Here is a 23,371-nt window from a genome sequence, read left to right as displayed (position 1 = left end):
TCGATAGTCGGCGTGTGAGACGCCGGGCGCCGACGTGCTGCGGGCCAGGCTCAGCGGCCGCGCAGGATGTTTCCCAGTATGGAGCGGGTGATCTGGCGGCCGGCGGAGCCGATCAGCTTCTCCACCTCACGCTGGCGCCGTTCTGCCGCCCGCTCCCGGGCCCGCTGCTCGCGCTCGGCCGCCTTCTCCGCCTCCCGCTGCAGCCGCTCGGCGGTGCGCTGGGCCTCCCGGGCGGCCGCGGCGTCCGCCTTCGCCTGCGCCTTGGCCGCCTCCTGCGCAGCCTTCTGGGCGGCCGCCTGCGCCTCGGCCTCCGCGCGCGCGGCCTCGGCCCGGACGGCCTCCTCCTCGGCGCGCTTGGTCAGCAACTCGTAGGCGGACTCGTTGTCAACCGCTTCTGCGTATTTGTGGCGCAGCGGCGAGGACGCCAGCACCGACTGGATCGTGGCCGGCTGTGCCGGACCCATCACCGCAGCCGGGGTATTCACGACGACGGGCGCCACCGGCGCGGGTCGGCCCTTCTCATCCAACACCGATACGACCGCCTGCCCGGTTCCCAGGCCGGTCAGCACCCGCGTCAGATCCAATGGCGAGACCGGGAAGGTGGACACGGCCTGCTTCAGCTTGGCGGCGTCGGCCGGCGTGTGCGCCCGCAGCGCGTGCTGGATACGGCTGCCGAGCTGGGCCAGCACCGCCTCGGGCACGTCCGTGGGGGACTGGGTGATGAACACGACGCCGACCCCCTTGGAGCGAATCAGCCTCACCGTGCGGGTAACCGCCTCCAGGAAGGCCTTGCCAGCGCCGTCGAAGAGCAGGTGAGCCTCGTCGAAGAAGAACACCAGCGACGGTTTATCCGGGTCCCCGACCTCGGGCAGCACCTCGAACAGCTCGCCCAGCAGCCACATCAGGAAGGTGGACAGCAGCCTCCCCTGGGACTGAATGTCCGCCAGCTCCAGGGAGGAGATGACGCCGCGACCGTCGGCGGCGGTCCGCAGCAGGTCGCGTACGTCCAGGGCCGGCTCCCCGAAGAAGACCGCGCCGCCGGCGGCCTCCAGGGCGGAGACCTGCCGCAGGATCACTCCGGCGGTCGCACTGGACACACCGCCGATGCCGCGCAGCTCCTGTTTGCCCTGCTCGGTGCCGGTCAGGTAGTCGACCACGCTGCGCAGGTCCTTCAGATCAATCAGTGCCAGCCCCTGCGCATCCGCCCAGTGGAACACGAGCTCCAGCGCGGAGGTCTGGGTATCGTTCAGACCCAGCACGCGGGCCAGCAGCACCGGGCCGAAGGCCGTCACCGTGGTGCGGATGGGAGTCCCGGCTAAGGCGCCCGCGGCCGAGGCCGGCTGCGCCGCTGTCCCCTCCGGGCCGCCGAGCGTGAACAGCTCCAGTGGGAAGTCCCGCCCCTGCCACGCCTGCCCCGTGGCGGCGTTGCGCGCCACGAGCTTGTCTGAGGCGGTGCCGGCCTCCGCCAGGCCCGTTAGGTCACCCTTTATGTCGGACAGGAACACCGGCACGCCCACGGCTGACAGGCCCTCCGCAAGCAGTTGCAGCGTGCGGGTCTTGCCGGTGCCGGTGGCGCCGGCGACCAGGGCGTGACGGTTGAGCAGACCGAGCGGGATTCCCACATTCACGCCGGGCACCGGGGCGGGTTCTGCGGCCGGTTCCTGGGCCGGTTCCTCCTGCGTGGGGTAAGCCAGGTAGGTGCCCACCGGCAACACGGGGCCGGCAAAGGCGTAGCCGTCTCGCACGCGGGCGGCGTAGCCGGACGGTGCTTCCGACCCCTCGGCCGGGGCGTCCTTGGGTGCCGATGAAGCGGAGGGCGTCGGTTCCGCGGCCGCTGGGTCCCCGTCTCCAGGTGCCTGCGGCTGAGCCGGCGCGTCGATGGCTTGGGACGAGGACTCGGCGGTGGACTCGGTTTGGGCGGCCAGCGCCGCCTCTAGTGCCGCCTGCGCCGCAGCAGCCTTGGCGGCGGCTGCGTCGGCGGCCGCCTGTGCCGCCGCGGCCTTGAGGCGGGCGATCTCGGCTGGGTCCGGTGTGCTGCTCGTCATGCCCGCATCGTATGCGGACGTAACCGCCTGCGTCTTGTCGGCCGTTATCTCCGGGGCGGCCGATCCGTGCCTCCTGCTAGCCGGGGAGGGAGTCCGGCGCGAACCGGACGAGTGCACCGGCGTCTGGTACCTCCCTGTGGCTGCGATCACCGCGCCGTTGGTCTGACACGCCCGTGACAAGCAGCCGCCGTTCACCCGGCTGCCCGGGCCGGGGGCATACGCTTTTAGCATGGCGCTCACGGTGGTCACCGACTCGGCAGCCTGCCTGCCCCCCGCGCTCGCAGATGCGCGCGGGATTGTCGTTATCCCCTGCACACCACGGAGGACGACGCCGGTACTGCGACGACCGCGCGCCCGGCAGTCGCTGAACTCGCTGAGGCCTACCGCAAGGCGGCTGCCGGAGGAAACGAGGTGCTGGCCCTGCACCTCGCCTCCGCACTGTCCGGCACCGTGGACAACGCCCGCATAGCCGCACGCGAACTGGCCGCAGAAGGGGTGGCGGTGACGACCTTGGACTCCGGTGCCTCCGGCGGCGCGCTGGGGCTGGCCGCAGTGGCAGCGGCGGAGGCCGATGACGCCCGCCGTGGGGCCGCGCGTGCGCGCGAGTCCGTAGCCCGCTCCCGCCTGTTCTTCCTGGTCCAGGACCTGTCATACCTGCGCCGCGGCGGCAGGATTGACCGTGCCACCGCATTCGCCGGGGGCACCCTGGGGATCCGGCCCCTTTTGACCACCGGGCCGCAGGGGATCAGCGTTGTGGAGATGGTCCGGGGCGCCGCCCGCGCCCGCCGACACCTGATCGCGCAGGCGGTGCGCGCGGCCGGCGGAACATCGCTGACTGGTCCGCGCCCCCCGGCCGCACCCGTGCGACTCGCCGTTCACTACTGCGACGACCCCGCCGCCGGACGCGCCCTGGAGAACGACCTGGCCGACGCGATGGTTGAGGCAGGAGCGGTCGTCGAGTCCATCATGCGCTCACCCGCCGACCCGGCCAGCCGCGTCCACCTGGGACCGGGCGCCCTCGGGATCGTGGTTGCACCGCACCTGGATCAGCCACGGTAAGGACGCCCCGTCGTCCACAGGCTCCTGTCGCCACAGGCCCGGCAGGCAGTCCCCACAGCCTTCGGGACGGACCGTGCCCGATACCTCTACCGTCGGCCTATGAGCGGCAAGCGGGTGGCGGATCGTGTGGGCAGGCGCTCCCTGGACGAATTCGTGCGTATCGCCTGCTCTACCGACCCCGCGGAGCCCGTGCGCCGTCCCCGTCGCCTCGCCCTCGCCCCCAGGGCGGCAATCGGCGTCGGCATGGCCCTGGTGGTGGTCGCACTCGCCCTGGCACTCAGGACAGTCCTGATGGCGCCGCCGTCGACGCCCCAAGCCGACTCACGGGCGCCCGCTCCCGAAACTCCCCCGGCCACCGCAACGGCTCCGGGTCCCGAGGCCCCGGAGAGCACCGCTGTGAGCACGGGCATGGCCGGCGAATTGGTGGTGCACGTGGCCGGAGCCGTGAGCAGTCCCGGCGTGGTCGTGCTCCCGGCGGGCGCGCGGGTCGTGGATGCCATCGACGCCGCCGGCGGAGCGCTGCCCGACGCGGATACCGACCAGCTCAACCTCGCCCGCACCCTGAGCGACGGCGAACAGGTGCGCGTACCACACGTGGGGGAGGACGCCTCTGCCTGGAACACCGGCGGCGGCATAGGTGAGCAGGCCGGATCCGACTCCGGCGCCACCGGCAGTGAGGGCTCGGGCACGACCGCCGGCGGGCGCGTCAACATCAACACCGCTGACGCCGCCGAGCTCGAGGCGCTGCCCGGTATCGGTCCGGCCTTGGCCCAGCGCATCGTCGACTACCGAAATGAGCACGGCCCCTTCGCCTCTGTAGACGAGCTGACGAGTGTCTCCGGCATCGGTGCGGCCAAGCTCGAGGCCCTACGGGACCGGGCGGCGGTATGAGTCGAACGAGCCGGTTCCTACAACGACGCCCCGCGGGCCGCAACGCGCCCCGCGCGGACGTCGCGCCCTGGGACGAGCCCAGTACGCTGCGACGCCTGTCCCCGCGCCCTCGCACTCGTCATGCCACCAGGGACCGCGCCCCGGAACCGTTGGACCTGCGGCTGGCGCCAGCCGCCGCAGCGGCCTGGGCGTCCGCCTTCTGGGCTGTGGGTCTGGGTGGGCCCCGCCCCTGGTCCCCAGCTCTGCTGGGGGCACTGGTCGCCGTGGCCGCGGCGATGCCACTCGGCGCGGCGGCGGCACGGTTCCGCCCTCCTCGTCACCGGCACGATCCCAGGCCCGGGGCGGGCTACCTTGAGGACTCGGCCGTAGGCTCACTGGCGGCCTCCCTGCTTGCCCTGGCCCTGACCATCACGGCAGTGCTGACCGTGACAGCAGCCGACTCCTGGTCCCGCGCTCGCGACCCGCTCACAATCGCCGCACAGGAGGAGCGCACCGTCACCTTGACTGGCACGCTCACCCGTACTCCGCGTGCCACCGCTACATCCAGGCGCACGACCGTACTCTCCGCGCTGTCCGTGGACGCCGTCGACGGTGCCCCCTCACACTTGACTGCCACTGTCCTGGGAGACGCCGACTGGTTGGCGGTCCCCCTGGGGGCGCCGGTGCGGGTGCGGGCGCGGCTGCGCCCCGCTGCCCCCGGTAAGAGCGAGGCGGCCATCATCGGCGCCAACGCGACCGTGAGCGTGACCGGCCCGGCCACGGGCCTCCTGAGCATCGTGGCGCGGCTAAGGGACGGGCTCGGCGACGCCGTGGGACCAGAGCCGACCGCGCCTGCCGCGGACCCCTCGCGGACCGGAGTGGACTGGCCTGCCGGTACCCGCGCCCTGGTGCCCGGCGTCGCCCTCGGCGACGACCACGCCCTGCCTACGCCGGTGCGGGAGGACATGCGGGCTGTCTCTATGACGCATTTGACCGCAGTGTCCGGCCAGCACGTCGCCATCGTCCTGGGGCTGGTGCTGGCCGCCCTGGGGGCTGCGCCCCGATGGGCGCGCGCCGCCGTGGGGGCACTGGTTCTGGCCGGGCTGGTGGTGCTTGTGCGGCCGGATGGATCCGTGCTGCGGGCGGCGGCTATGGGCGCGGTGATGCTGCTGGGCGTGGGTGCGGGACGGCGCTCCGCCTCCCTGCCCGCCCTCAGCGCGGGCGTGATCGTCCTGCTGCTGCTTGATCCCTGGCAGGCCCGCGACTACGGCTTCGCACTGTCGGTGCTTGCCACGGCCGGCATCCTCCTCGGTTCTGCGCCGCTGACCGCCGTGCTGTCCCGGCGCCTGCCACGTCCACTGGCCGCCGGGGTGGCGCTCCCGCTGGTTGCGCAGCTCGCCTGCGCCCCGGTGCTGGTGCTGCTGCGCCCGACCGTAGGGATCTGGTCGGTGCCGGCAAATGTGCTCGCCGCCCCACCGGTGCCGGTGGCAACCGTGTGCGGCATCCTCGCGGCCCTGGTGTCACCGCTGAGCCCGCGGGCCGCGGTCCTCATAGCCTGGCCGGCGACGGCGTCATGCGCCTGGCTGGTACTAGTGGCCCGCGCCTTCGCCCGCCTGCCCGGGGCATCGGTCAACTGGCCGGGGCACATTACCGGGGCGCTACTGCTGGCGGGTATTGAAGCCGCAGTGATCGCCGCCGCCTACTGGCGGGGGCGGCGTCGCACGCTTCGTCGGCGCAGGCGTGGCAGGCTATGAGCCATGGCAACCTCACGACCCTCCCGCGGCGCGCGTCGTACCCCGACGGACCCGCCTGGGACGAGGTGCGCCTCGCGCCCATCGTGCTGATAAGAGCGGGAGAGGAGCTGCTGGCCGACCGGGCCGTCGCCCGGCTCCTGGCCCAGGCACGTCAGCAGGACCCGGCCACGGAGGTCAGCACCGTGGAGGCCGCCACCTACGAGTCCCACCAGCTGGACACGCTGGTATCACCGTCCCTGTTCGGTGAGCCCAAGCTAGTGCTCATCCCCTCCCTTGAGCAGATGACTGACGCGCTGCTGACCGACCTACTCGCCTATGTGCCGGCACCCGCCCCAGACGTCGTCGTCGTACTGCGGCACAATGGCGGCCAGCGCGGCAAGAAGCTGTTGGAGGCGCTGGCCAAGTCCCCCTACCCGGTAGTGACTATCCAGGCGGTGAAGTCCCCCAAGGACAAGGCCGCCCTGGTGGGTGCGGATGTGCGGCGCGCCGGACGGCGCATTGATCCCGAGGCCGTCGGCGCACTGGTGGACGCCCTCGGCAACGACTTGCGGGAACTGTGCGCCGCAGCCGAGCAGCTGGTTAGCGACACCCAGGGAACGATCACCGTAGAGGCAGTCAACACCTACTACGCCGGCCGCTTCGAGGCCACCGGCTTCACTGTTGCCGACGCAGCCGCGGCCGGGAACGTCGTCAAGGCCGTCACCGCCCTGCGGCACGCCCTGGCTACCGGCACCGATCCCGTGCCCATCGTCGCCGCCCTGGCCATGAAGATACGTCAGCTCGCCCGGGTTGCCGCCATGGGCGGTCGCCGGGGAGTGACGGCCCGCGACCTGGGCATGGCGCCGTGGCAGGCCGATCGCGCCCGCCGTGAACTGGCCGGCTGGTCCGATGACGCCCTCGCCGTTGCGATCCAGGCGGTGGCCCGCGCCGACGCCGAGGTCAAGGGCGCCTCCCGCGACCCTGTTTACGCGGTCGAACGCGCGGTGCTCACGATCTGTGACGCCCGCCGTGGCCGGCTTCCCCGGCGCGCCTCCTAGGACCGCGCCCGCCTCGGGCGACGGGCGCGGGCCCCCACTGCTCAGCCGTCCGCGAGGCGGGCCAGCGTGAGCGCTGTGCTCATCGCCGCGCACGCCGCCTCGTAGCCCTTGTCCTCATCGGATCCCGGAGCGCCGCAACGGGCCAGCGCCTGGGCCTCGGTATCGCAGGTGAGCAGGCCGAACCCCACCGGCACCCCGGTGTCCAGGGCAACTCGGCTCAGCCCATCGGTGGCGGCCCGGCACACGTAGTCGAAGTGCGGGGTGCCGCCGCGGATGACGACTCCCAGCGCAACCACGGCCTCGGCCCCGCCCCGCGCGGCAGCGGCAGCGAGGATCGGCAGCTCGAAGGAACCGACCGCCCGCACGACGCTTGCCTGCGCCCCCGCGTCCTCAACGGCTCGCAGTGCCCCCGCGAGCAGGCCGTCCATGACCTGCTCATGCCATTGCGCGGCGACAACCGTCACCCGCATGCCTGGCGCGTGCGGCGCGCTCTGCTCCGGTGCCCCGGTTCCACTCATCGTGCTGCTCCTTCTGCTCTGGTACTGGTGTGTGCGGGTCGAACGCTGGCGGCGGGATCAGCGGACTGCGGTACGACTGCGGGCGATGCATCACCGAGCTCAGGGCCGGCGAGCAGATGGCCCATGCGATCGCGCTTGGTACGCAGATAAGCGAGGTTCTCCCCATTGGTGAAGGTCGGGGTCGCCCGCCGGGCGGAAACGCGCACCCCGTAACGCTCCAGGCCCGTAACCTTGTCCGGATTATTCGTCATGAGCTCCACCGAGCGCACTCCCAGGAAACGCAGCACCTGGGCGGCCGTGGCATAACTGCGCGCATCAACCGGCAGCCCCAGGGCGACGTTGGCATCCAGGGTGTCCATGCCCGCCTCCTGAAGCGCATAGGCCCGCAGCTTGTCGATCAGGCCGATGCCGCGCCCCTCGTGGTCGGAGGCGTAGACAAGCACACCGCGTCCGCGAGCGCTGATCTCCTCCATCGCGGCGCGTAGCTGCGGACCGCAATCACAGCGCAGGGAGGACAGCACGTCGCCGGTCAGGCAGGCGGAGTGCACTCGGGTGAGGACATCCTCACCGTCCGCGATACTGCCGCACACGAGTGCCAGGTACTCGGCGCCGTCTACCCTGGAGCGCAGGGCGTGCGCGGTGAACTCCCCGTGCGCAGTGGGCAGATGCGCGGTGACGACCTTCTCGACGAGCTCCTCGTGCAGCCACCGGAAGCGCTCCAGGTCCTCGACCGAGATCATGGGCAGTGAGTGCGCGTCGGCGAACTCCCGTAGTTGGTGGCGGCGCGCCATGGTTCCGTCGTCGTTGACGATCTCGACTAGGACCCCGACCGGCCGGTGTCCCGATAGGCGCATGAGATCGACGGCGGCCTCCGTGTGCCCACGGCGCGCCAGGATTCCGCCCTCGCGTGCACGCAGGGGGAACACGTGGCCGGGGTGGACGAGGTCGGCCGGCGCCGACCCGGGGTCGGCTATGACGCGAATGGTGCGTGCCCGGTCATCCGCGCTCACGCCGGTGGTTATCCCAAGGCTGGCGTCGGCGCTCAGCGTGAAGGCCGTCCGCTTGGGATCGGTGTTGTGCTCGGTCATCATGGGGATGTCCAGGCGGTCTAGTTCACCGGCCGTCGTCGGAACACAGATGATGCCCGTTGAGTGGCGGATCGCGAATGCCAGCTGCTGGGGCGTGGCCGTGTCCGCCGCGAAGACGAGGTCTCCCTCGTTCTCCCGGCCCTCGTCGTCGACCACGATGACCATGCGGCCCTGCCGGAGCGCGTCAAGGGCCTGCTCGACGGTGTCAAGGCGAGTGCCGTCATGACCGCCGGGGCGGTGGCCCGGCTGGGTGCCCGCGGGCCCACGCTGCGCCGTGGGAGGGCAGCTGGTGGGCATGCTCACTCCTCCTCCAGGTGGGAGTCTGCGGCCAGGAGCCGCTCGACGTACTTCGCCATGACATCTACCTCCAGATTCACCCGGTCGCCCGGCATCCTGATACCGAGTGTCGTACGGCGCAGAGTCTCGGGAATGAGACTGACGCTGAAGAACGGCTCGTCCCGGTCAGGCCCCCTGCCGCCGCCGGCGCTGACGCCGACCACGGTCAGGGATACCCCGTCGACGGCGACCGAGCCCTTGGCGGCGACGTACCGGGCAAGATCCTGAGGCAGGCCGACTCGCAGGAGGTCCCAGTTCTCCCCGTGCCGGCGCTCAAGGACCTCGGTTGCGGCGTCGACATGGCCCTGGACCACGTGGCCGCCGAGCCGGTCACCCATGCGCAGCGCCCGCTCGAGGTTGACGCGGTCCCCGGGAGCAAGCATCCCCAGGGCCGTGCGCGTGAGCGTCTCCGCCATCAGGTCTGCGGTGAAGGCGCCGTCGTGCAGCTCGGCGACGGTAAGGCAACAGCCGTTGACGCAGACGGAGTCGCCCTCCCGGGCGTCCGCGGTGACGGTGGGTGCGGCTACCGTGAGCCGGGCGGACTCTGCGTAGGTGTCGAGCCGGATGACCCGCCCGAGCTCCTCGATAATTCCCGTGAACATTAGTGAATCTCCTCGGTATTCATGCCGGTGAGCGGGGTGGTTGATGAGACGGCGCGGTGCCGGCCGCCGGGTTCGCCGGCCACCCGGACCACAAGATCCTCGCCTGCGCCCAGGACCTCAGCCTTGACGTGCTCGAGCCGCAGGATGTCAGCGATTGTTGACACTCCGAAGTCTGCGACGGCGGCGGGCCCCGCACCTAGCAGCGCGGGCGCAATGTAGGCGACCACTTCATCGATCAGGCCTGCGCGCAGGAAGGCGGCCGCAAGGGTCGGGCCGCCCTCCAGGAGGACGTGGCGGACCTGCCTGGATGCCAAGGTGGCCAGAACGGCGTGCGGATCGTGCTGCGGCAGCAGCAGGTGGTTGGCGTCGGCGAGTACCTGTGCGGTGGGCGGGATCGGCCGCGAGCCGGCAACCACCCGCAGCGGCTGCAGTCGGTCAGGTGCCGGCCGCCCCGACTGGTCGCGGATGGTCAGGGCCGGGTCGTCGGCCAGGACGGTGCCGGTACCCACCATGATGGCGTCACAGTCCCGGCGCAGCCGGTGGGCGTCATGCCGGGCCGTAGCGGAGGTGATCCACCGGCTTGTCGCGTCGGCGGCGGCGATGCGGCCGTCGAGGGTCGCCGCGAGCTTCCACGTCACCATGGGACGGCCCGTGGTGACGGCGAAGATCCACGGGCGAATGAGCTCAGCGGCCTGCTCGGCGTAAATACCCCGCTTGACGCTGACCCCGGCGGCTGCGAGCGCCTCCGCGCCACCCCGAGCCTGCGCAGTGGGATCCGCCAGCGCGTAGACGACCGTGGCGACCCCGGCGTCCAGGAGCGCCTGGGTGCAAGGACCGGTACGGCCTTGATGGTTGCAGGGCTCAAGTGTGACGACGGCGGTGGTGCCGCGCGCGCTGATGCCCTTTGCTGCCAGACTAGTCAGGGCGTCGACCTCGGCGTGGGCAGTGCCTGCGCCACGGTGATGCCCCTCGGCCAGGACGTCGCCGGCGGGGGAGACAATGACGCAACCGACGCGGGGATTAGGGCCGGCGGGGGCGTCCGGCGAGGCGGCGATGGCGATGGCGCGCAGCATCGCGGCCCGCTCCGCCAATGAGAATGCGGTCATGTGATCCTCTCTCCCGGGCGCGCTGGGGGAGAGGACACGCGGGTGTAGCGGACGGCAGGAAGATAGCGCGCCGCAGCACCGAGTGCCCGTGTGCACTTCCCATCCGGACTATCACCGTCGGTCCAGGAGTCTCACCTGGTCAGCCGCCCGCAGCTGCGGGCGGGTCGCGGACTGTCACCGCCGGCTCGGACTTACACCGACCCCAGAGCACACGAGAATGTCTCGTCGCGGTGAATATACCGAGTTACGGTCACTGGCACCAGCGGTTCGCGCCAAGGCGTCACTACTTCTTGCGATAGAGGGACTTCGTGGCGAATACCGGCTCATTGGTCACCTGGATCCCCAGGGACCGGAAGATGCCCTCATCCACCGGCCCCAGGATGGTTGAGGTGTGCACGTCGCAGCCGCGCAGGCTGCCCAGCTGGTCCAGTGCGCGGGCCGCGTTGGCGTCCCCGTTGGCGGACACCGCCAGCGCGATCAGCACCTCATCGGTGTGCAGGCGCGGGTTGCGGCTGCCCAGGTGGCGGGTCTTGAGGGTCTGGATCGGCTCGATCGACTCCTTGGCCAGCAGGTCCACCTCCGGGTCGATACCGGCCAGGCGCTTGAGGGCGTTGAGCAGCATGGCGGAGGAGCAGCCCAGCAGCGGGGAGGTCTTGCCCAGCTCGATCGTTCCGTCCGGCAGCTCAATGGCCGCCGCAGGGGCGTCGGTCGCAGCGGCCAGTTCCAGCGTCGGCCGGACCACGGGACGGTCCTCCTTGGCTATGCCGAGCTTGCTCATAAGCAGGGCGATGCGCCCTGACTGGACCGGCTCGAGCATGTCCCGCTTCTCCACCACCAGCGCCTTGTAGTAGCGGCGGATCACCTCTTGCTTGGAGGCCTCCCGGCACACGGCGTCGTCACTGATGCAGTAGCCGACCATATTCACCCCCATGTCGGTGGGAGAGGCGTAGGGGGAGGCGCCCATGATCTGCTCGAACAGGCGGGACAGTACCGGGAACACCTCGACGTCGCGGTTGTAGTTGACCGTCTGTACGCCGTGGGCGGCCAGGTGGTAGGGGTCGATCATGTTCACGTCGTCGAGGTCGGCGGTGGCGGCCTCGTAGGCGATGTTGACGGGGTGGTCAAGCGGTAGGTTCCAGATGGGGAAGGTCTCGAACTTGGCGTAGCCGGAGGAGATGCCGCGCATGTGGTCGTGGTAGATCTGCGACAGGCAGGTGGCCATCTTGCCCGAGCCCGGCCCCGGCGCGGTGACGACGATCAGATCGCGGGACGTCTCGATGTACTCGTTGCGCCCGTACCCCTGGTCGGAGACGATGCGGGCTACGTCGTTGGGATATCCCGGGATCGGGAAGTGGCGGTAGACGTTGATTCCGAGCTTGTTCAGCTTGCGCTTGAACTCGGCGGCCTGCTGGTTGTCATCCGTCCACTGGGTGATCACCACGCTGCCCACGTACAGCCCGTAGTCGCGGAAGGCGTCTACGTGGCGCAGCACCTCGTCCTCGTAGGAGGTGCCGTGGTCGGCGCGGATCTTGTTCCGGGAGAAGTCCTTGGCGTTGACGGCGACGATGATCTCGACGTCGTCGGCCAGCTCGGCGAGCATCACGATCTTGTTGTCGGGGGTGAAGCCGGGCAGGACGCGGGAGGCGTGCATGTCATCGATGAGCTTGCCGCCGAACTCCAGGTACAGCTTGCCGCCGAACTGGGCGCGCCGCTGGGCGATGCGCTCGGACTGCATCTTGAGGTACTTGTCCCGATCAAACCCGATACGCATGCCTTCTCCTCGCGGTCGCTTCAATGGTGCGGCCTGGCGGTAGGACGCCGGCCTGAGGAATCGTAACGCCATCGGCGCATGCCGATAGAACCGCGCCAATGGATGGAAGTCTCACGTGCCTTCCGGGACGGGGCCGGACCGCCAGGGGAGTCTGGTGTATTGCGCAGCAGGGATGAGGGAAGAAATGCGGAGGGGCGTCCCTCCGGTGAGGGACGCCCCTCGTGGCGCAGTTGGATGCGCAACGATCACATGGCGTTGACGCGCTTGGCCAGCTTGGACTTGCGGTTGCGGGCCTGGTTGCGGTGAATGACGCCCTTGGAGACGGCCTTGTCCAGCTTGCGGGAGGCCTTGCGCAGGTGCTCCTCGGCTGCCTGCTTGTCGCCGGCCTCGACGGCCTCGCGCGTGCGGCGCACGTAGGTCTTAAGCTCGGACTTGATGGACTTGTTGCGCAGGCGGGCCTTCTCATTGGTCTTGATGCGCTTGATCTGAGACTTGATGTTCGCCACTGTGAGTGAAGCTTTCTGGTGTCTGAATGGTCAATGGCCGGAGAGAGGGTTGGCGCTACGGGCGGACTTGAGGTGGTGGAAGCACCCGGCAGGCCCGGTCGCCGGACCCCGAAGCCGGCCAGGCCAGAGGTCCAAAGGGCACTCTAGCACCAGGCGCAGGCACTGATCCCGGCCGGATGAGCCCCGCTGACGTGAGGTGCGTCGCGCTACTGCCGACCGCCTCGTGTGGTCAGGCCCAGTGGGCGCGCAGGGCAGTAACGACGCCGTTGAAGGTGGACCGGTTCATGGTGGCACCCTCGCGGCGCACCACATCGGGTTCCACGAGCAGCAGCCGGTCCAGGCGCACCTCGCTGGGGCGGCCCTTGGAATCCCACGGCCCGGTGCCGACATCGTGCCAGTAGCGGCCCCAGCGAGCCTCCTGGGCGGCGTCGAGATCGTGGTCCTTGCTGGTCAGCTGCGCGACGACGAGTCGCTTGCCGTGCCGCGCCAGGACGAGTACGGGCCGGTCCTTGCCCTGGGTGGGGTCCTCCTCGAAGGGCACCCAGGTCCATACCACCTCGCCAGGATCGGCGTCGCCGTCGGGGTCGGGGGAGTAGGTGAAGTCCGGCAGGCCCAGGGAGGCGACGTCGTAGCCGGCGACGCCGTCGTGCGCGCCTGCGCGGGAGCTGCGGGCACCCGGCAGGGAGGTAGTGCGGGAGACGCCTTGGCCTGCGCTTCCCGGCCGCTTTGGCCCGGAGTCGGCTACAGCGCGTTTGCGCGACTTCTCACCGGTGGCCAGCTCCTTGTCAATCGCGTCGGCCACCGCATCCTTGGCGGTGGCGGCGAAGATTCTGGCGATCCGCTTGAGCAGTGGGGAGGACATGGAGCAGACCCTATCGTCGAAGGTACGACCTGCTGCCACACACACGACTTCCCGCCACACGCACGCGTGGAGCCGCCCCGAACGCGCGACCGGTTGGGGCACGGGCCCGGGCGCGAGAGGCACTCGGCTAGGCCCGAGGTATTGGCGGATCCGCCATACGTGCCAGCAGTGACCAGAAGACCGCGCCGCCCACCGCGGCCCAGGCCAGGACGGGGCCGACGCTGCTCCATTCCAGGCCGCCGGCGTCGGTCAGGGCGCTCGATCCAAGCGTCAGCGCCCGCGTCACCAGCGAGTAAGGCCACATCCCTGCCAGGGACCGCGACTGGTAGGCGACGGCAATGCCGATGACCGCTCCCGCCAGCCCCAGGGCCACGGGCGCAGCGAAGGACCGCAGCCGCATCGACAGGGCCGACTGCCAGCCCACCAGCGGCACTGCCGCCACCACCGCCAGCAGTGCGCAGACCGTGAAGCCGATGGGCAGGCCCCTATCCAGGTGCAGGAGCACCAGACCTGACAGACAGGTGAGTGCGATCAGCATCGGAGCAGTGTGAAGCGGCGGCATTCTCATAGCTAGTGCAGCGTCAGCGTCTCACGTCCTGCGGCGAGGATAGCTAGTGCTTTGATTGAGCCTTTCTCATCAGGGGAGGTTGTTGTTCAGGTTGAGTATGACTAGGGCGGTGGCGGTGATGTTGGTGATGGTGGCTGGGTCGAGGGTGACTCGTTTGAGGGCTTTGAAGCCCTTTAGGAGGGCGTTGGCTCGCTCGGCGGGGGCTCGCAGGCTGGCTTGGACCTGGTTGTAGGAGCGCGCCCCGGTGTCGGGCTTGGAGCCCTTGATGGGCGTCTTGATACCGATGCCTGCGCCTACGTAGCCCTTGTCCGCCAGCGTCGCCATGCCCTGGGCGGCTACCGGGTACAGGGCCGGCAGCACATGGGCTCTGGCGGCCTCGATGTCATGGGTGGAGCCCGGCTCCACCTGGGATGTCCACACGGGGTAGCCCGTGTGGTCGGTAAGCACCTGCACGTTCCCACCGAAGGCCTTGTGCTTGCCCGAGTACCACAGGTGGTATCCGGTATCGGGGTCACGCTCGGCGACCCGGTCGGTGCGGATGAGGGTGCCGTCCAGGCACACGAACGGCTCACCCTTGTCCTTCAGGGTGCGTAGCACGTCGGGCAGGTCCGGCGCCTTTGACGATACGACGTCCAGGGCCTCATGCAGGTACCGGTAGGCGGTAGCGGGTGAGACTCCTGCGTCGCGGGCCACGGTGGTCACGGCCGGGGCCTCGATCAGCCAGCGCAGCAGCATGACAGCCTGGGCCCAGCTGGTAGCGGCCCGCTGCCAGGGACGCGCATCGTGGTGGCGGCGGTGGGCGGTGATCCAACGGGACACGGTGCGGGCAGTAGTCACGGGGACGTCGAGAGTGGCACGATAGGACAGCACGCGGAGCCCCTTTCCGGGCTTGCTTTCTTGGTCGAAACACATGCTGCCGGAAGGCTCCGCGTGCACCCACCAACGACACACCCACCTTCCCGCACCATCCCAACGATCCCAACCCGCACCCCCTCAACCCTGATGAGAAACGCTCATTAAACGGTCGTCCTGTCAGTCACTTTCGGTTACACTCGGCACATGCCCAAGACGAATTTCCCTGAAATCCCGTACGAAGTTGTCGGATGCCCTAAAGACTCCTTGCGCGTAAAGAATCCAGTAGGTAACGTGTCTGCGCCCCTGCGAGAACTGCAACGACACGCTGGTGCTGTAGGTGATCCAGGTCAGATAAATAAGTGGCCAAGGCGCCCGCTTCTTGAACTCATATGGCGCTGCTATATGGTCGCTTCGAGCTTGGAGGAAACTAAGGCCGACGGAGGCGGGAGGCGGTGGCGCCGGAGTGGTGCGTACGATCGGATGGATCCTTCGGAAAAGGTAGCGATTAGCTATTTTCTCGGCATGGTTCAATGCGGGCTTGTTGCTGAAAGGGTGTTTGGTGTGTATCCGTTGGTGCACGTGGACCGTGTGCTCGCGCTGTCTGGAAAGGTGCTGCGGGGCAGTAGGCCGGACCTTGTCGGCTACAGGAGGCGTGTGTCGAGTTCAGGGGTTGTCTTTGATGGTAGCGCACTATTTGAGGCGAAAGGTAGGACAAATAGAGGAACTAAAGCGGTGGTCGCTAGTGCGGTCAAGCAGGTCAATAACCCTCCGAGGGAAGTCAGGTCCCTTGTGGGGGCAAACGCTATACACGTCGCCTCTGTTGCTCATTTTTCGGACGCGGTGATCGGCGCCAAAAGTACTAAGCAGGGTAGCGTTTGGCGCAGCCATTTGGTTGACCCTGAAGCGGGTGGCGACGATCGGTGTGACCTTGAGCGCTTGCGCATCCTTGTCGATGTCGCACATTATCTTCCTGTCGTGAGAGCATTTCGAGAAATTGAGGACGAATCTCGGAATGGTGATGTGCGCAGTGAATATATAAGCGGAAGTGAGTTTGTTGTTGCGAATCTTTTGGGGGTGACCTCGAAATAGCTATTCCGGGTAAGGTGTATTCGGCGTTGGCGGGTATTGAGGGAGGCAGGGCGAACCTGAGCGACAAAAAACTAGAGGCTCTTGGCGATACTGTGACAGTGGAACTTTCGGAGTCATTTTCGGAAGTTGATTCGGTATTTCCGGCTGAACTCAATGATGTGCAGGTGAGGTGGTTACGCGATAGTTGATATGCTGCGCAGCCCGAAGTGTTCGTTGGGATTAGTGGGAGCTTTGGGGCCCTGGGTGCAGTTTGTGTGCGGATGTTCCGGCTGCTAGGCGGTGTGCGGTATATGTGCTTGGCATATGCTTGGCGGGTGCGTCTGCTGTGAGCTTGCCCGTGTTGGCAATCTCATGCTAGGCCTAGTAACATGGGGCGCCTTTCTGTTTAGGTTGGTGAATGACTTGTGTTTATCTGTGGCGGGTTCTCTAATGCTGCCGGTCGTGTGTACCGAGCCCGCGCCATAGCCAACCGGAACCGTCCGGATCGGGGACGCGGCCTGGTCCCGGTCGGCGTCGGCGGTGCGGGGGAAGGTACACCGCCTACCCCGACCGGAACCGCTAGAACAGTCCGCCGAAGACCCAGCCGAACAGGGCCTGGGCGTAGAGCAGGCCTGCCACCAGGTTGCAGAGCGTGCCGGCGAGGAACACCAGCACGGGCTTCCAGCCGGCCTCCCGCAGGGCGCCAGCACGGAACTCCAGGCCGATTGATACGAAGGCCAGGGTGAAGAACAGGGTCTGCAGCGCCTTGGCGGAGGCTAGGCCAGTGCTCAACCAACTGGTATCGTCCGCGACCAGGCCGGGCGCAGCGGCGGCGATGGCGGAGACCAGCACCGACGCGGCGATGAAGCCGAGGACGAACTTCGGGAAGCGCTGCCAGACCTCGTGCCAACCGGGACGGGACGCGGCGGTGCCGTCGGTGCCGCGGTCCACGCGCAGGGTGAACCAGAGGGACAGGCCCACGGCTACGAAGCCGATCAAGGCGTTCTGCGTCATCTTCACAATCGCGGCGAACTCGAGCACGTCCTCACCCGCGACGGCACCGGCGGCGGTCACGGCCGCGGTGGTGTCGATGTTTCCGCCGATCCAGGCGCCCGCAACCGGCGCAGACAGCCCCATCAGGGCGGCGAGCCAGGGCAGCAGGAAGATGCTCGGCAGGGCGAAGACCACAACCAGTCCGGCCGTGTAGGCGAGCTGCTCCCGCTTGGCGTTGACGGCTCCCGCCGCCGCCACGGCGGCCGAGACCCCGCAGACCGACAGGGCGGTGGCGAGCAGCGCCTTCAGGTGCGGCTCCACGCGCAGCAGGCCGGCGATCCACCAGGTGAACAGGAAGACCGTCGAGATCATGAGCAGGGTCTGAATGATCGCCGGCGCCGCCGCCGAGGCGATCACGTTGATATTGACGGTGGACCCCAGGAGTACCAGGCCTGTCTTGATGAAGAACTCGGTGCGGAACGCCGCCGAGAGACGGTCGATGACGCCGAGCGTCGACAGAAGGGCATTGGCGGCGAAGCCCAGGGCGATGGCGTATACGGGAAACTCGATCGTTCCGGCGATCGCGCCGAACCAGGTGCCCTCGCTCCAGACGGGGACGTGGCTGTCCAGGTAGTCGACGGCGGCGGCCAGGCCGACGACGATGACGAGTCCGAGCAGGGTCCAGCCCGGGGCGGCGGTCTCCTGGCGAGTGCTGGGGCTGCGCTCGGCGTCGGGGACGGTGTTGGCGGGAGTGCTGATGCGGCCGGCAGCAGTCATCCCAACCACCCCGAGATGTCCGGAATGATGCCGAGCAGGGCCAGGCCGAGCAGGGCGAGTCCGGTGATCGTGGCGAGCCAGTCCTCGCTCAGGGAGAACTTTCCGTCGCCGTCGGGCGGGATGACGGTGGCGGGTGGGACGTCGACGTGACCGTCTGCGGCCTTGGTACTACGGTACGTGTGGCTGGCAGGGGGCATGGGCAGACCTTTCGGGTACTGCTGCGTACACGCCAGGGCCTGCCCCGACAAATGGGGCCCGTAAGAGGGACAAACACATCAGGAGTCGTCGGCAGGCACCTGCCGACGCAGCTCGTGTCAAGGGAAGGGCGTGTCAGTCGGCAGCGGTGATGCGGATACCGCGACACATACACATCTCGGCCGCGCCGAAGCGGTCGACGGCGGTGCCGACGACCGAACGGAGCGGGAGAGGACTGAACACGCTTTGGACAATAGGGCAGGGCGGAGGGGACTATCCAGACCTGTCCGCATGGCGAACTACGGTGATTCTCGGCACGTAACAAGTGCCGGTCTCGGTATGTAACGAGTGCCGGTCTCGGTATGTAACGAGTGCCGGTTTCGGCGTGTTACTGGTGCCGGTCTCGGTGGGTGGCGGCCTTCATGGTGGCGACGAAGTCGCGCAGCTCGGCCTGCAGGGCCGCAACTGCGGCGGCGTACTCGGGCGAGTCCTCACCAGCGGTGCGCGCAGCCGCCGCCAGGGCCGGGGTATGCGCCTCCACGAGCTTGACCACGGCCGAGCCGGAGATCGCCCCGTCCGCGCCCGCGGCGATCGCCTCGGCCACCTGCTCGGGGCCGGAGATGCCGAAGCCCAGCATCACCGGCGCGGCCGCATCCTGGCGCAGCCGCGCCACCGACTGCGCCAGTCCCACGGTTGAGGAGGCGCGTTCGGTGCCGGTCACTCCGGCCCGGGAGACCGCGTACACATAGCCGCGGGAGGCCCTGGCCACCGCGTCGAGGGTCTGGGCAGTTGCCGACGGCGGGGCGATGTAGACGGCGTCGATCCCGGCGGCCGCCGCGGCGGCGGAGAACTCCGCGGACTCGCGCACGGGCACGTCCGGCAGCAGCACCGAGTCGACCCCGGCGGCGGCGCAGCGGGCGTAGAACTCCTCCAGGCCGACCGCGAAGGGCACATTGCCGTAGATGAGCATGCCGATAGGCAGCTGAGGGTGGCGCACGCGCACCCGCGCCACCACCTCCAGGCAGTCGGCCAGGCCCGCTCCGGCCTCCAGTGCCCGCAGGTGCGCGCGCTGGATCGTCGGCCCGTCGGCCACCGGGTCGGAGAAGGGCGTGCCCAGCTCCAGGGCGTCCGCACCGCCGGCGATGAGCGCCTCGATAATGGCCTCGGACGCGGCCGGGGTGGGGTCGCCGACCATGACGAAGGGCACGAAGGCGCCCGCGTCGGCGTCTGCCAGGCGGGAGAACATGGCGGGGTAGCGGCTCATCTCAGGCCTCCTCTTGCGCGTGGCCCGGCACGGACGAGGCGGCCGCCCCGGCGCGCGCCAGCGACAGGTACTCGGTGCGCTTGCCCATTTCCTCGACCATGGCGGCGGCCCGGGCCACGGCGGAGTCCTCGGAGAAGGTGCCGCCCAGGCGCATGCGCACCTGCTCCAGGTCCTTGTCCCCGCGGCCGGACAGGCACACCAGCAGGTGCGGCGTGGGGGCGTCGGCGGGCGTCTCGCGGGCGATCTTCAGCGCCTGGGCGAGCGCGTGGGCGGACTCCAGGGCCGGGACGATGCCCTCCCAGCGGCTCAGCAGGCGGAAGGCCTCCACCGCCTCGTCGTCGGTGACCGCCACGTACCGGGCGCGCCCGGAGTCGGCCAGCCAGGCGTGCTCGGGACCGACGCCGGGGTAGTCCAGCCCCGCCGACACGGAGAAGGACTCCTCCACCTGGCCCTCTGGCGTGCGCATCAGGTAGCTGCGGGCGCCGTGCAGAATGCCGGTGGTGCCATTGTTGATGGGGGCGCCGTTGCGGGGCGTGTCCAGCCCCTCGCCGGCGGGCTCCACCCCGACCAGGCCGACGCCGACGTCGTCGATGAACTCGGAGAACATGCCGATCGCGTTCGAGCCGCCGCCCACGCAGGCGATCACCTGATCGGGCAGCCGCCCGGTCAGGGCCAGGATCTGGGCGCGTGCCTCAAGGGAGATGCAGCGGTGGTACTCGTGCACGATCGTGGGGAAGGGATGTGCCCCGGCGGCCGTGCCCAGCAGGTAGTGGGTGGTGGCGAAGGAGGCGGTCCAGTCGCGCAGGGCCTCGTTGACGGCGTCCTTCAGGGTGCCGGCGCCACTGGCCACGGGCACCACCCGCGCCCCCATCAGCTCCATGCGCTCCACATTGGCGGCCTGCCGCACCACGTCGGTGGCACCCATGTAGATGGTGCAGTCCAGGCCGAGCAGTGCGCACACCATGGCGGTGGCGGTGCCGTGCTGGCCGGCGCCCGTCTCGGCGATGATGCGGGTCTTGCCCATGCGCTTGGCCAGCAGTGCCTGCCCCAGCACCTGGTTGCCCTTGTGGGCGCCGCCGTGCACCAGGTCCTCCCGCTTGAGGAAGATGCGGGCGTTGCCCTCCCGGGGCAGGTTGCGCAGCTCCGTGACCGGGGTGGGGCGCCCCAGGTAGCGGCGCATGAGCTCGTCCAGTTCGGCGGCGAAGGACGGGTCCGACTGGGCGTCGATGAAGGCGTCCTCGAGCTGGTCCAGGGCGGGGATCAGCAGCTCGGGCACGTACTGGCCGCCATAGGGGCCGAAGTAGGCACTCAACCGCGGGTGCGTGTGGTCGGCGTGCTCCCGGCGCGCCGGGACCGCGTCTGTTGCGCCGACACTGGGCTCGGCGGCGTCGGCGGCAGCGGGGCGCGCAGCACCCCTCGCAGGCATGGGCACGGCGGTGGCCAGCACCTCGGCCACCACGCCCGGGTCGGGGGCTGCGGACAGGGTCGAGCCGATCAGCAGGGCATCTACCTGCCCGGCCAGGCGCCGCACGTCGTCGGCGGTCTCCACCCCGGACTCGCCCACCAGCACCACGCCCGACGGCGCCAGCGGCGCCATCTGCTCGGTGCGGGAGATGTCGGTGGCCAGCGTGCGCAGGTCGCGGTTGTTGATACCGATCACCCGCGCACCCAGGGTGGCGGCCCGGTGCATCTCCTCCGGGGTGGACACCTCCGTGAGCACCTCCATGCCCAGCGAGTGCGCGAGCTGTGCCAGCTCGGCGTAGACGTCGTCGGGCACCACCGAGAGCATCAGCAGGATCGCGTCCGCCCCCAGGCTGCGGGCGGCCAGCACCTGGACCGGATCGACGATGAAGTCCTTGCACAGAACCGGCACATCCACCACCGCGCGCACGGCGGCCAGGTCCTCGAAGGAGCCGTTGAACCGGTCCGGCTCGGTCAGCACGGACACCGCCGCCGCCCACGGCGCGTAGGCGCGGGCCAGCGCGGCCGGGTCATAGCTGGAGCGGATGGTGCCGCGCGAGGGTGAGGCGGACTTGCACTCCATGACCAGCGCGGGCCGCGGGCTCGCGTGCCCGCCGGTGCGGGTGCGCAGCGCATCTGCGAAGGAGCGCCGGGAGGGCTCCAGCTGCTCGGCGCGCAGGTGCCCGAAGCGGGCGCGCAGCTCGGGCAGGCGCTCACGCCGGGCGGCCACGATCGTATCCAGGACGGTGCCGGTGGCGATCAGACGCTCATCCACCGGACGGCGCTCCGGCCGGGCACCACCGGGGGTGGAGACGCCGCTCATCGGGCCTCATCCTCCGCGGCGGCCTTGGTCATGGAGTCCAGGTGCTCGGCAACTCGGCCACTGGCCAGCTGCTCCAGAGCCATGCGCGTGCCATCGGCCAGGTTGTCGGCGGGTCCGGCGAGGTACAGCAGCGCCCCGGCGTTGACGGCGATCGCGTCGCGGTGGGCCGGCTCGCCCCGGCCGGCGAACACCTCCCGCAGGAGGGCCGCGTTCTCCGTCGGCTCGCCGCCCAGCACATCCTCCAGGGCGTAGGTGCGCACTCCCAGCTCCTCGGGCGTGACCTCGTAGGCCTTCACCCGCGCGGGGTGGCCTCCCGCACCTGGGTGATGCCGTGCACAGCGATCTCATCGGTGCCGGCCCCGTGCACGATCAGGGCCCGCTTGCGACCCAGCTTGACCATGGTCTGGGCGATCATGTCGAGGATGTCAGGGTTCGCAACACCCATCAGCTGGTAGGTCAGGTGGGCGGGGTTGAGCAGGGGGCCCAGCACGTTGAAGATCGTGGGCGTGGCCAGGGCCTTGCGGATCGGGGCGACGTGCCGCATGGCCGGGTGGTAGGCCTGGGCGAACAGGAAGGTGAAGTGGTCACGGGCCAGGATCTCCACCGCCTGCTCCGGGGTGACGTCCAGGGGCAGGCCCAGGGCGGCTACGACGTCGGCGGCCCCGGTCTTGGAGGACACCGCCCGGTTGCCGTGCTTGGCCACGGAGATCCCCATGGATGCCGCCACGATGCCGGCGCCGGTGGAGATGTTGATGGTGCCCACGCCGTCGCCACCGGTGCCGACTACGTCAACCAGCGGGAAGGTGACCTCGGGGAAGGCACGTGCGGCGTCCCGGAAGGCGCTCGCGGCGCCGGCCACCTCATCGGCGGTCTCACCACGGGCGTGCAGCGCAGCCAGCAGGGCGGCGGTCTCGGCCTCGGAAAGGTCGCCGGCACCGAGTGCGGCGAAGACGATTCCGGTCTCGTCTTGGGTCAGGCGCTTGCCCTGAATTACCTCACGTAGCAAGCGGTGGGCGTCCTCGGCATGAGCGATGGCGGGCGCGGAGTCTGCGGCGTCGGCATTACTCACGGCTTCATTCACGGCGGTATTCATCGCGTTGTTCTCGGTGGGTGCGGGGTTCATGAGCTGCTCCTTGAAGACGGGGTTGATGTGCGCAGTACGAGGATGTGGTGGGTTCAGGCAGTGGCCGCCCGGGCGAGGTCGGTCGTGAGCGCGTGCAGTATTCCAGGACCCTGCGGCGTCAGCACGGACTCGGGATGGAACTGCAGCCCGACGATGGGCCGGGCGCGGTGCCGGGCCGCCATTACTACGCCGGGGCCGACCGGGTCGCCGGCACCGGTCACCGCCAGCGGTTCCAGCGCCGGCGGCAGTGCGCGGGTTCCCAGTGAGTGGTAGCGGGCAACGTCCAGACGGCCGTCGGGCAGGGCCCGGAAGGCCGGGTCGGTGCGTCCCGCCTCGGTCACCTCCACGCGCACGCTGCGCCCGTGCACGGGGCCGACTCGCCCGATGTCACCGCCGCAGGCCTCAACAATCGCTTGGAACCCGAGGCAGATTCCGAGCGTGGGGATACCGCGGTCCAGGGCGGAGCCGATCAGCTCCATCAGGTTGCCCGAGGTGCGCGGGTGGCCCGGGCCGGGGGACAGGCAGAGCACCGGACGCGGCGACTCGCCGTCGGCGGGCGCGAGCGCCTCCAGCACCGTGGGCGTCGGCGCGGTGTTGCGGTAGACCTCAATGCTCGCCCCCAGGGAGGCGAACTGGTCCACCAGGTTGTAGACGAAGGAGTCGCGGTTGTCGAGCAGGACCACGTGCATA

The 23,371-nt window shown here is 69.6% G+C and carries 20 protein-coding genes, 1 pseudogene and 1 riboswitch; of the genes and pseudogenes, 5 read left to right on the top strand and 16 right to left on the bottom strand.

The window, feature by feature from the left end; translation table 11 throughout:
* Positions 1–50: 50 nt before the first annotated feature.
* Complete coding sequence (locus CWT12_RS07380; RefSeq protein ID WP_161924308.1) at positions 51–2,045, bottom strand: helicase HerA-like domain-containing protein; 1,995 nt, start codon at positions 2,043–2,045, stop codon at positions 51–53.
* 261 nt (positions 2,046–2,306) lie between these two features.
* On the opposite strand from CWT12_RS07380, the gene CWT12_RS07375 reads away from it, so the two are divergent.
* The 4 genes from CWT12_RS07375 to holA all read left to right on the top strand — a co-directional run bounded on the left by CWT12_RS07375 (position 2,307) and on the right by holA (position 6,765).
* The gene (locus CWT12_RS07375; protein WP_337247923.1) at positions 2,307–3,104 is read left to right on the top strand and encodes a DegV family protein; all 798 of its coding nucleotides are present in this window, start codon (positions 2,307–2,309) and stop codon (positions 3,102–3,104) included.
* A 99-nt stretch (positions 3,105–3,203) separates the two neighbouring features.
* Positions 3,204–3,995: a ComEA family DNA-binding protein gene (locus CWT12_RS07370; protein ID WP_237564076.1), complete on the top strand. Its 792-nt coding sequence runs from the start codon at positions 3,204–3,206 to the stop codon at positions 3,993–3,995.
* Positions 3,992–5,728 (top strand): ComEC/Rec2 family competence protein, encoded by a 1,737-nt coding sequence (locus CWT12_RS07365; RefSeq protein ID WP_161924307.1) that lies wholly within the window; start codon positions 3,992–3,994, stop codon positions 5,726–5,728. Before CWT12_RS07370 ends, CWT12_RS07365 begins: the two co-directional genes overlap by 4 nt.
* The gene (gene holA / locus CWT12_RS07360) at positions 5,725–6,765 is read left to right on the top strand and encodes a DNA polymerase III subunit delta (RefSeq protein WP_161924306.1); all 1,041 of its coding nucleotides are present in this window, start codon (positions 5,725–5,727) and stop codon (positions 6,763–6,765) included. The genes CWT12_RS07365 and holA overlap by 4 nt, the downstream gene beginning before the upstream one ends.
* A 41-nt stretch (positions 6,766–6,806) precedes the next feature.
* On the opposite strand, the gene ribH is transcribed toward holA, so the two are convergent.
* The 9 genes from ribH to CWT12_RS07315 all read right to left on the bottom strand — a co-directional run bounded on the left by ribH (position 6,807) and on the right by CWT12_RS07315 (position 14,992).
* Positions 6,807–7,283, bottom strand: coding sequence for a 6,7-dimethyl-8-ribityllumazine synthase (ribH, locus tag CWT12_RS07355; RefSeq protein ID WP_161924305.1), 477 nt, complete (start codon positions 7,281–7,283; stop codon positions 6,807–6,809).
* Positions 7,280–8,536, bottom strand: a complete 1,257-nt coding sequence (locus CWT12_RS07350; protein ID WP_237564389.1) for a bifunctional 3,4-dihydroxy-2-butanone-4-phosphate synthase/GTP cyclohydrolase II — start codon at positions 8,534–8,536, stop codon at positions 7,280–7,282. Before CWT12_RS07350 ends, ribH begins: the two co-directional genes overlap by 4 nt.
* 134 nt (positions 8,537–8,670) lie before the next feature.
* Complete coding sequence (locus tag CWT12_RS07345) at positions 8,671–9,309, bottom strand: riboflavin synthase (RefSeq protein WP_161924303.1); 639 nt, start codon at positions 9,307–9,309, stop codon at positions 8,671–8,673.
* Positions 9,309–10,415 (bottom strand): bifunctional diaminohydroxyphosphoribosylaminopyrimidine deaminase/5-amino-6-(5-phosphoribosylamino)uracil reductase RibD, encoded by a 1,107-nt coding sequence (ribD, locus tag CWT12_RS07340; protein ID WP_161924302.1) that lies wholly within the window; start codon positions 10,413–10,415, stop codon positions 9,309–9,311. The genes CWT12_RS07345 and ribD overlap by 1 nt, the downstream gene beginning before the upstream one ends.
* Positions 10,416–10,501: 86 nt before the next feature.
* Positions 10,502–10,630: riboswitch (FMN riboswitch) on the bottom strand.
* 68 nt (positions 10,631–10,698) lie between these two features.
* Complete coding sequence (locus CWT12_RS07335) at positions 10,699–12,186, bottom strand: DUF1846 domain-containing protein (protein ID WP_161924301.1); 1,488 nt, start codon at positions 12,184–12,186, stop codon at positions 10,699–10,701.
* Between the two features lie 245 nt (positions 12,187–12,431).
* Positions 12,432–12,692, bottom strand: coding sequence for a 30S ribosomal protein S20 (gene rpsT / locus CWT12_RS07330; RefSeq protein WP_161924300.1), 261 nt, complete (start codon positions 12,690–12,692; stop codon positions 12,432–12,434).
* Positions 12,693–12,921: 229 nt separating this feature from the next.
* On the bottom strand, positions 12,922–13,554 hold the full coding sequence (locus CWT12_RS07325; protein WP_161924299.1) for a type II toxin-antitoxin system PemK/MazF family toxin: 633 nt from the start codon (positions 13,552–13,554) through the stop codon (positions 12,922–12,924).
* A 127-nt stretch (positions 13,555–13,681) separates the two neighbouring features.
* Positions 13,682–14,092 carry a hypothetical protein gene (locus tag CWT12_RS07320; protein WP_161924298.1) on the bottom strand — a complete coding sequence of 137 codons (411 nt, stop codon included), beginning with the start codon at positions 14,090–14,092 and terminating at the stop codon, positions 13,682–13,684.
* A 99-nt stretch (positions 14,093–14,191) separates the two neighbouring features.
* Positions 14,192–14,992 carry a transposase family protein gene (locus CWT12_RS07315; RefSeq protein ID WP_161923687.1) on the bottom strand — a complete coding sequence of 267 codons (801 nt, stop codon included), beginning with the start codon at positions 14,990–14,992 and terminating at the stop codon, positions 14,192–14,194.
* A gap of 465 nt (positions 14,993–15,457) precedes the next feature.
* Between CWT12_RS07315 and CWT12_RS07310 the strand changes: the two genes are divergently transcribed.
* A complete protein-coding gene (locus tag CWT12_RS07310) occupies positions 15,458–16,066 on the top strand; it encodes a hypothetical protein (RefSeq protein WP_161924297.1) in 609 nt (202 codons plus the stop codon).
* A 558-nt stretch (positions 16,067–16,624) separates the two neighbouring features.
* Here CWT12_RS07310 and CWT12_RS07305 read toward each other — a convergent pair.
* The 6 genes and pseudogenes from CWT12_RS07305 to CWT12_RS07285 all read right to left on the bottom strand — a co-directional run bounded on the left by CWT12_RS07305 (position 16,625) and on the right by CWT12_RS07285 (position 23,370).
* On the bottom strand, positions 16,625–17,815 hold the full coding sequence (locus tag CWT12_RS07305) for a YeiH family protein (protein WP_161924296.1): 1,191 nt from the start codon (positions 17,813–17,815) through the stop codon (positions 16,625–16,627).
* Positions 17,812–18,012, bottom strand: a complete 201-nt coding sequence (locus CWT12_RS13440) for a hypothetical protein (RefSeq protein ID WP_162678384.1) — start codon at positions 18,010–18,012, stop codon at positions 17,812–17,814. Before CWT12_RS13440 ends, CWT12_RS07305 begins: the two co-directional genes overlap by 4 nt.
* Before the next feature lie 386 nt (positions 18,013–18,398).
* Positions 18,399–19,274, bottom strand: a complete 876-nt coding sequence (gene trpA / locus CWT12_RS07300; RefSeq protein WP_161924295.1) for a tryptophan synthase subunit alpha — start codon at positions 19,272–19,274, stop codon at positions 18,399–18,401.
* A 1-nt stretch (position 19,275) separates the two neighbouring features.
* Positions 19,276–21,558 (bottom strand): tryptophan synthase subunit beta, encoded by a 2,283-nt coding sequence (trpB, locus tag CWT12_RS07295; RefSeq protein WP_161924294.1) that lies wholly within the window; start codon positions 21,556–21,558, stop codon positions 19,276–19,278.
* A pseudogene (gene trpD / locus CWT12_RS07290) lies at positions 21,555–22,681 on the bottom strand (anthranilate phosphoribosyltransferase). Before trpD ends, trpB begins: the two are co-directional and overlap by 4 nt.
* A gap of 53 nt (positions 22,682–22,734) precedes the next feature.
* The gene (locus CWT12_RS07285; protein WP_161924293.1) at positions 22,735–23,370 is read right to left on the bottom strand and encodes an anthranilate synthase component II; all 636 of its coding nucleotides are present in this window, start codon (positions 23,368–23,370) and stop codon (positions 22,735–22,737) included.
* Between the last annotated feature and the right edge of the window lies 1 nt (position 23,371).

This window comes from Actinomyces sp. 432 (assembly GCF_009930875.1).
Classification (GTDB): domain Bacteria; phylum Actinomycetota; class Actinomycetes; order Actinomycetales; family Actinomycetaceae; genus Actinomyces.
This window is presented reverse-complemented; position numbering and strand designations above follow the sequence as displayed.

What these genes read in the sequence shown, in the direction of transcription:
- CWT12_RS07380 (WP_161924308.1), bottom strand. Translation starts at nt 2,045, where the DNA reads ATGACGAGCAGCACACCGGACCCAGCCGAGATCGCCCGCCTCAAGGCC.
- CWT12_RS07370 (WP_237564076.1), top strand. Translation starts at nt 3,204, where the DNA reads ATGAGCGGCAAGCGGGTGGCGGATCGTGTGGGCAGGCGCTCCCTGGAC.
- CWT12_RS07365 (WP_161924307.1), top strand. Translation starts at nt 3,992, where the DNA reads ATGAGTCGAACGAGCCGGTTCCTACAACGACGCCCCGCGGGCCGCAAC.
- holA (WP_161924306.1), top strand. Translation starts at nt 5,725, where the DNA reads ATGAGCCATGGCAACCTCACGACCCTCCCGCGGCGCGCGTCGTACCCC.
- ribH (WP_161924305.1), bottom strand. Translation starts at nt 7,283, where the DNA reads ATGAGTGGAACCGGGGCACCGGAGCAGAGCGCGCCGCACGCGCCAGGC.
- CWT12_RS07350 (WP_237564389.1), bottom strand. Translation starts at nt 8,536, where the DNA reads ATGGTCATCGTGGTCGACGACGAGGGCCGGGAGAACGAGGGAGACCTC.
- CWT12_RS07345 (WP_161924303.1), bottom strand. Translation starts at nt 9,309, where the DNA reads ATGTTCACGGGAATTATCGAGGAGCTCGGGCGGGTCATCCGGCTCGAC.
- ribD (WP_161924302.1), bottom strand. Translation starts at nt 10,415, where the DNA reads ATGACCGCATTCTCATTGGCGGAGCGGGCCGCGATGCTGCGCGCCATC.
- CWT12_RS07335 (WP_161924301.1), bottom strand. Translation starts at nt 12,186, where the DNA reads ATGCGTATCGGGTTTGATCGGGACAAGTACCTCAAGATGCAGTCCGAG.
- CWT12_RS07325 (WP_161924299.1), bottom strand. Translation starts at nt 13,554, where the DNA reads ATGTCCTCCCCACTGCTCAAGCGGATCGCCAGAATCTTCGCCGCCACC.
- CWT12_RS07320 (WP_161924298.1), bottom strand. Translation starts at nt 14,092, where the DNA reads ATGCTGATCGCACTCACCTGTCTGTCAGGTCTGGTGCTCCTGCACCTG.
- CWT12_RS07310 (WP_161924297.1), top strand. Translation starts at nt 15,458, where the DNA reads ATGGATCCTTCGGAAAAGGTAGCGATTAGCTATTTTCTCGGCATGGTT.
- CWT12_RS07305 (WP_161924296.1), bottom strand. Translation starts at nt 17,815, where the DNA reads ATGACTGCTGCCGGCCGCATCAGCACTCCCGCCAACACCGTCCCCGAC.
- CWT12_RS13440 (WP_162678384.1), bottom strand. Translation starts at nt 18,012, where the DNA reads ATGCCCCCTGCCAGCCACACGTACCGTAGTACCAAGGCCGCAGACGGT.
- trpA (WP_161924295.1), bottom strand. Translation starts at nt 19,274, where the DNA reads ATGAGCCGCTACCCCGCCATGTTCTCCCGCCTGGCAGACGCCGACGCG.
- trpB (WP_161924294.1), bottom strand. Translation starts at nt 21,558, where the DNA reads ATGAGCGGCGTCTCCACCCCCGGTGGTGCCCGGCCGGAGCGCCGTCCG.
- CWT12_RS07285 (WP_161924293.1), bottom strand. Translation starts at nt 23,370, where the DNA reads ATGCACGTGGTCCTGCTCGACAACCGCGACTCCTTCGTCTACAACCTG.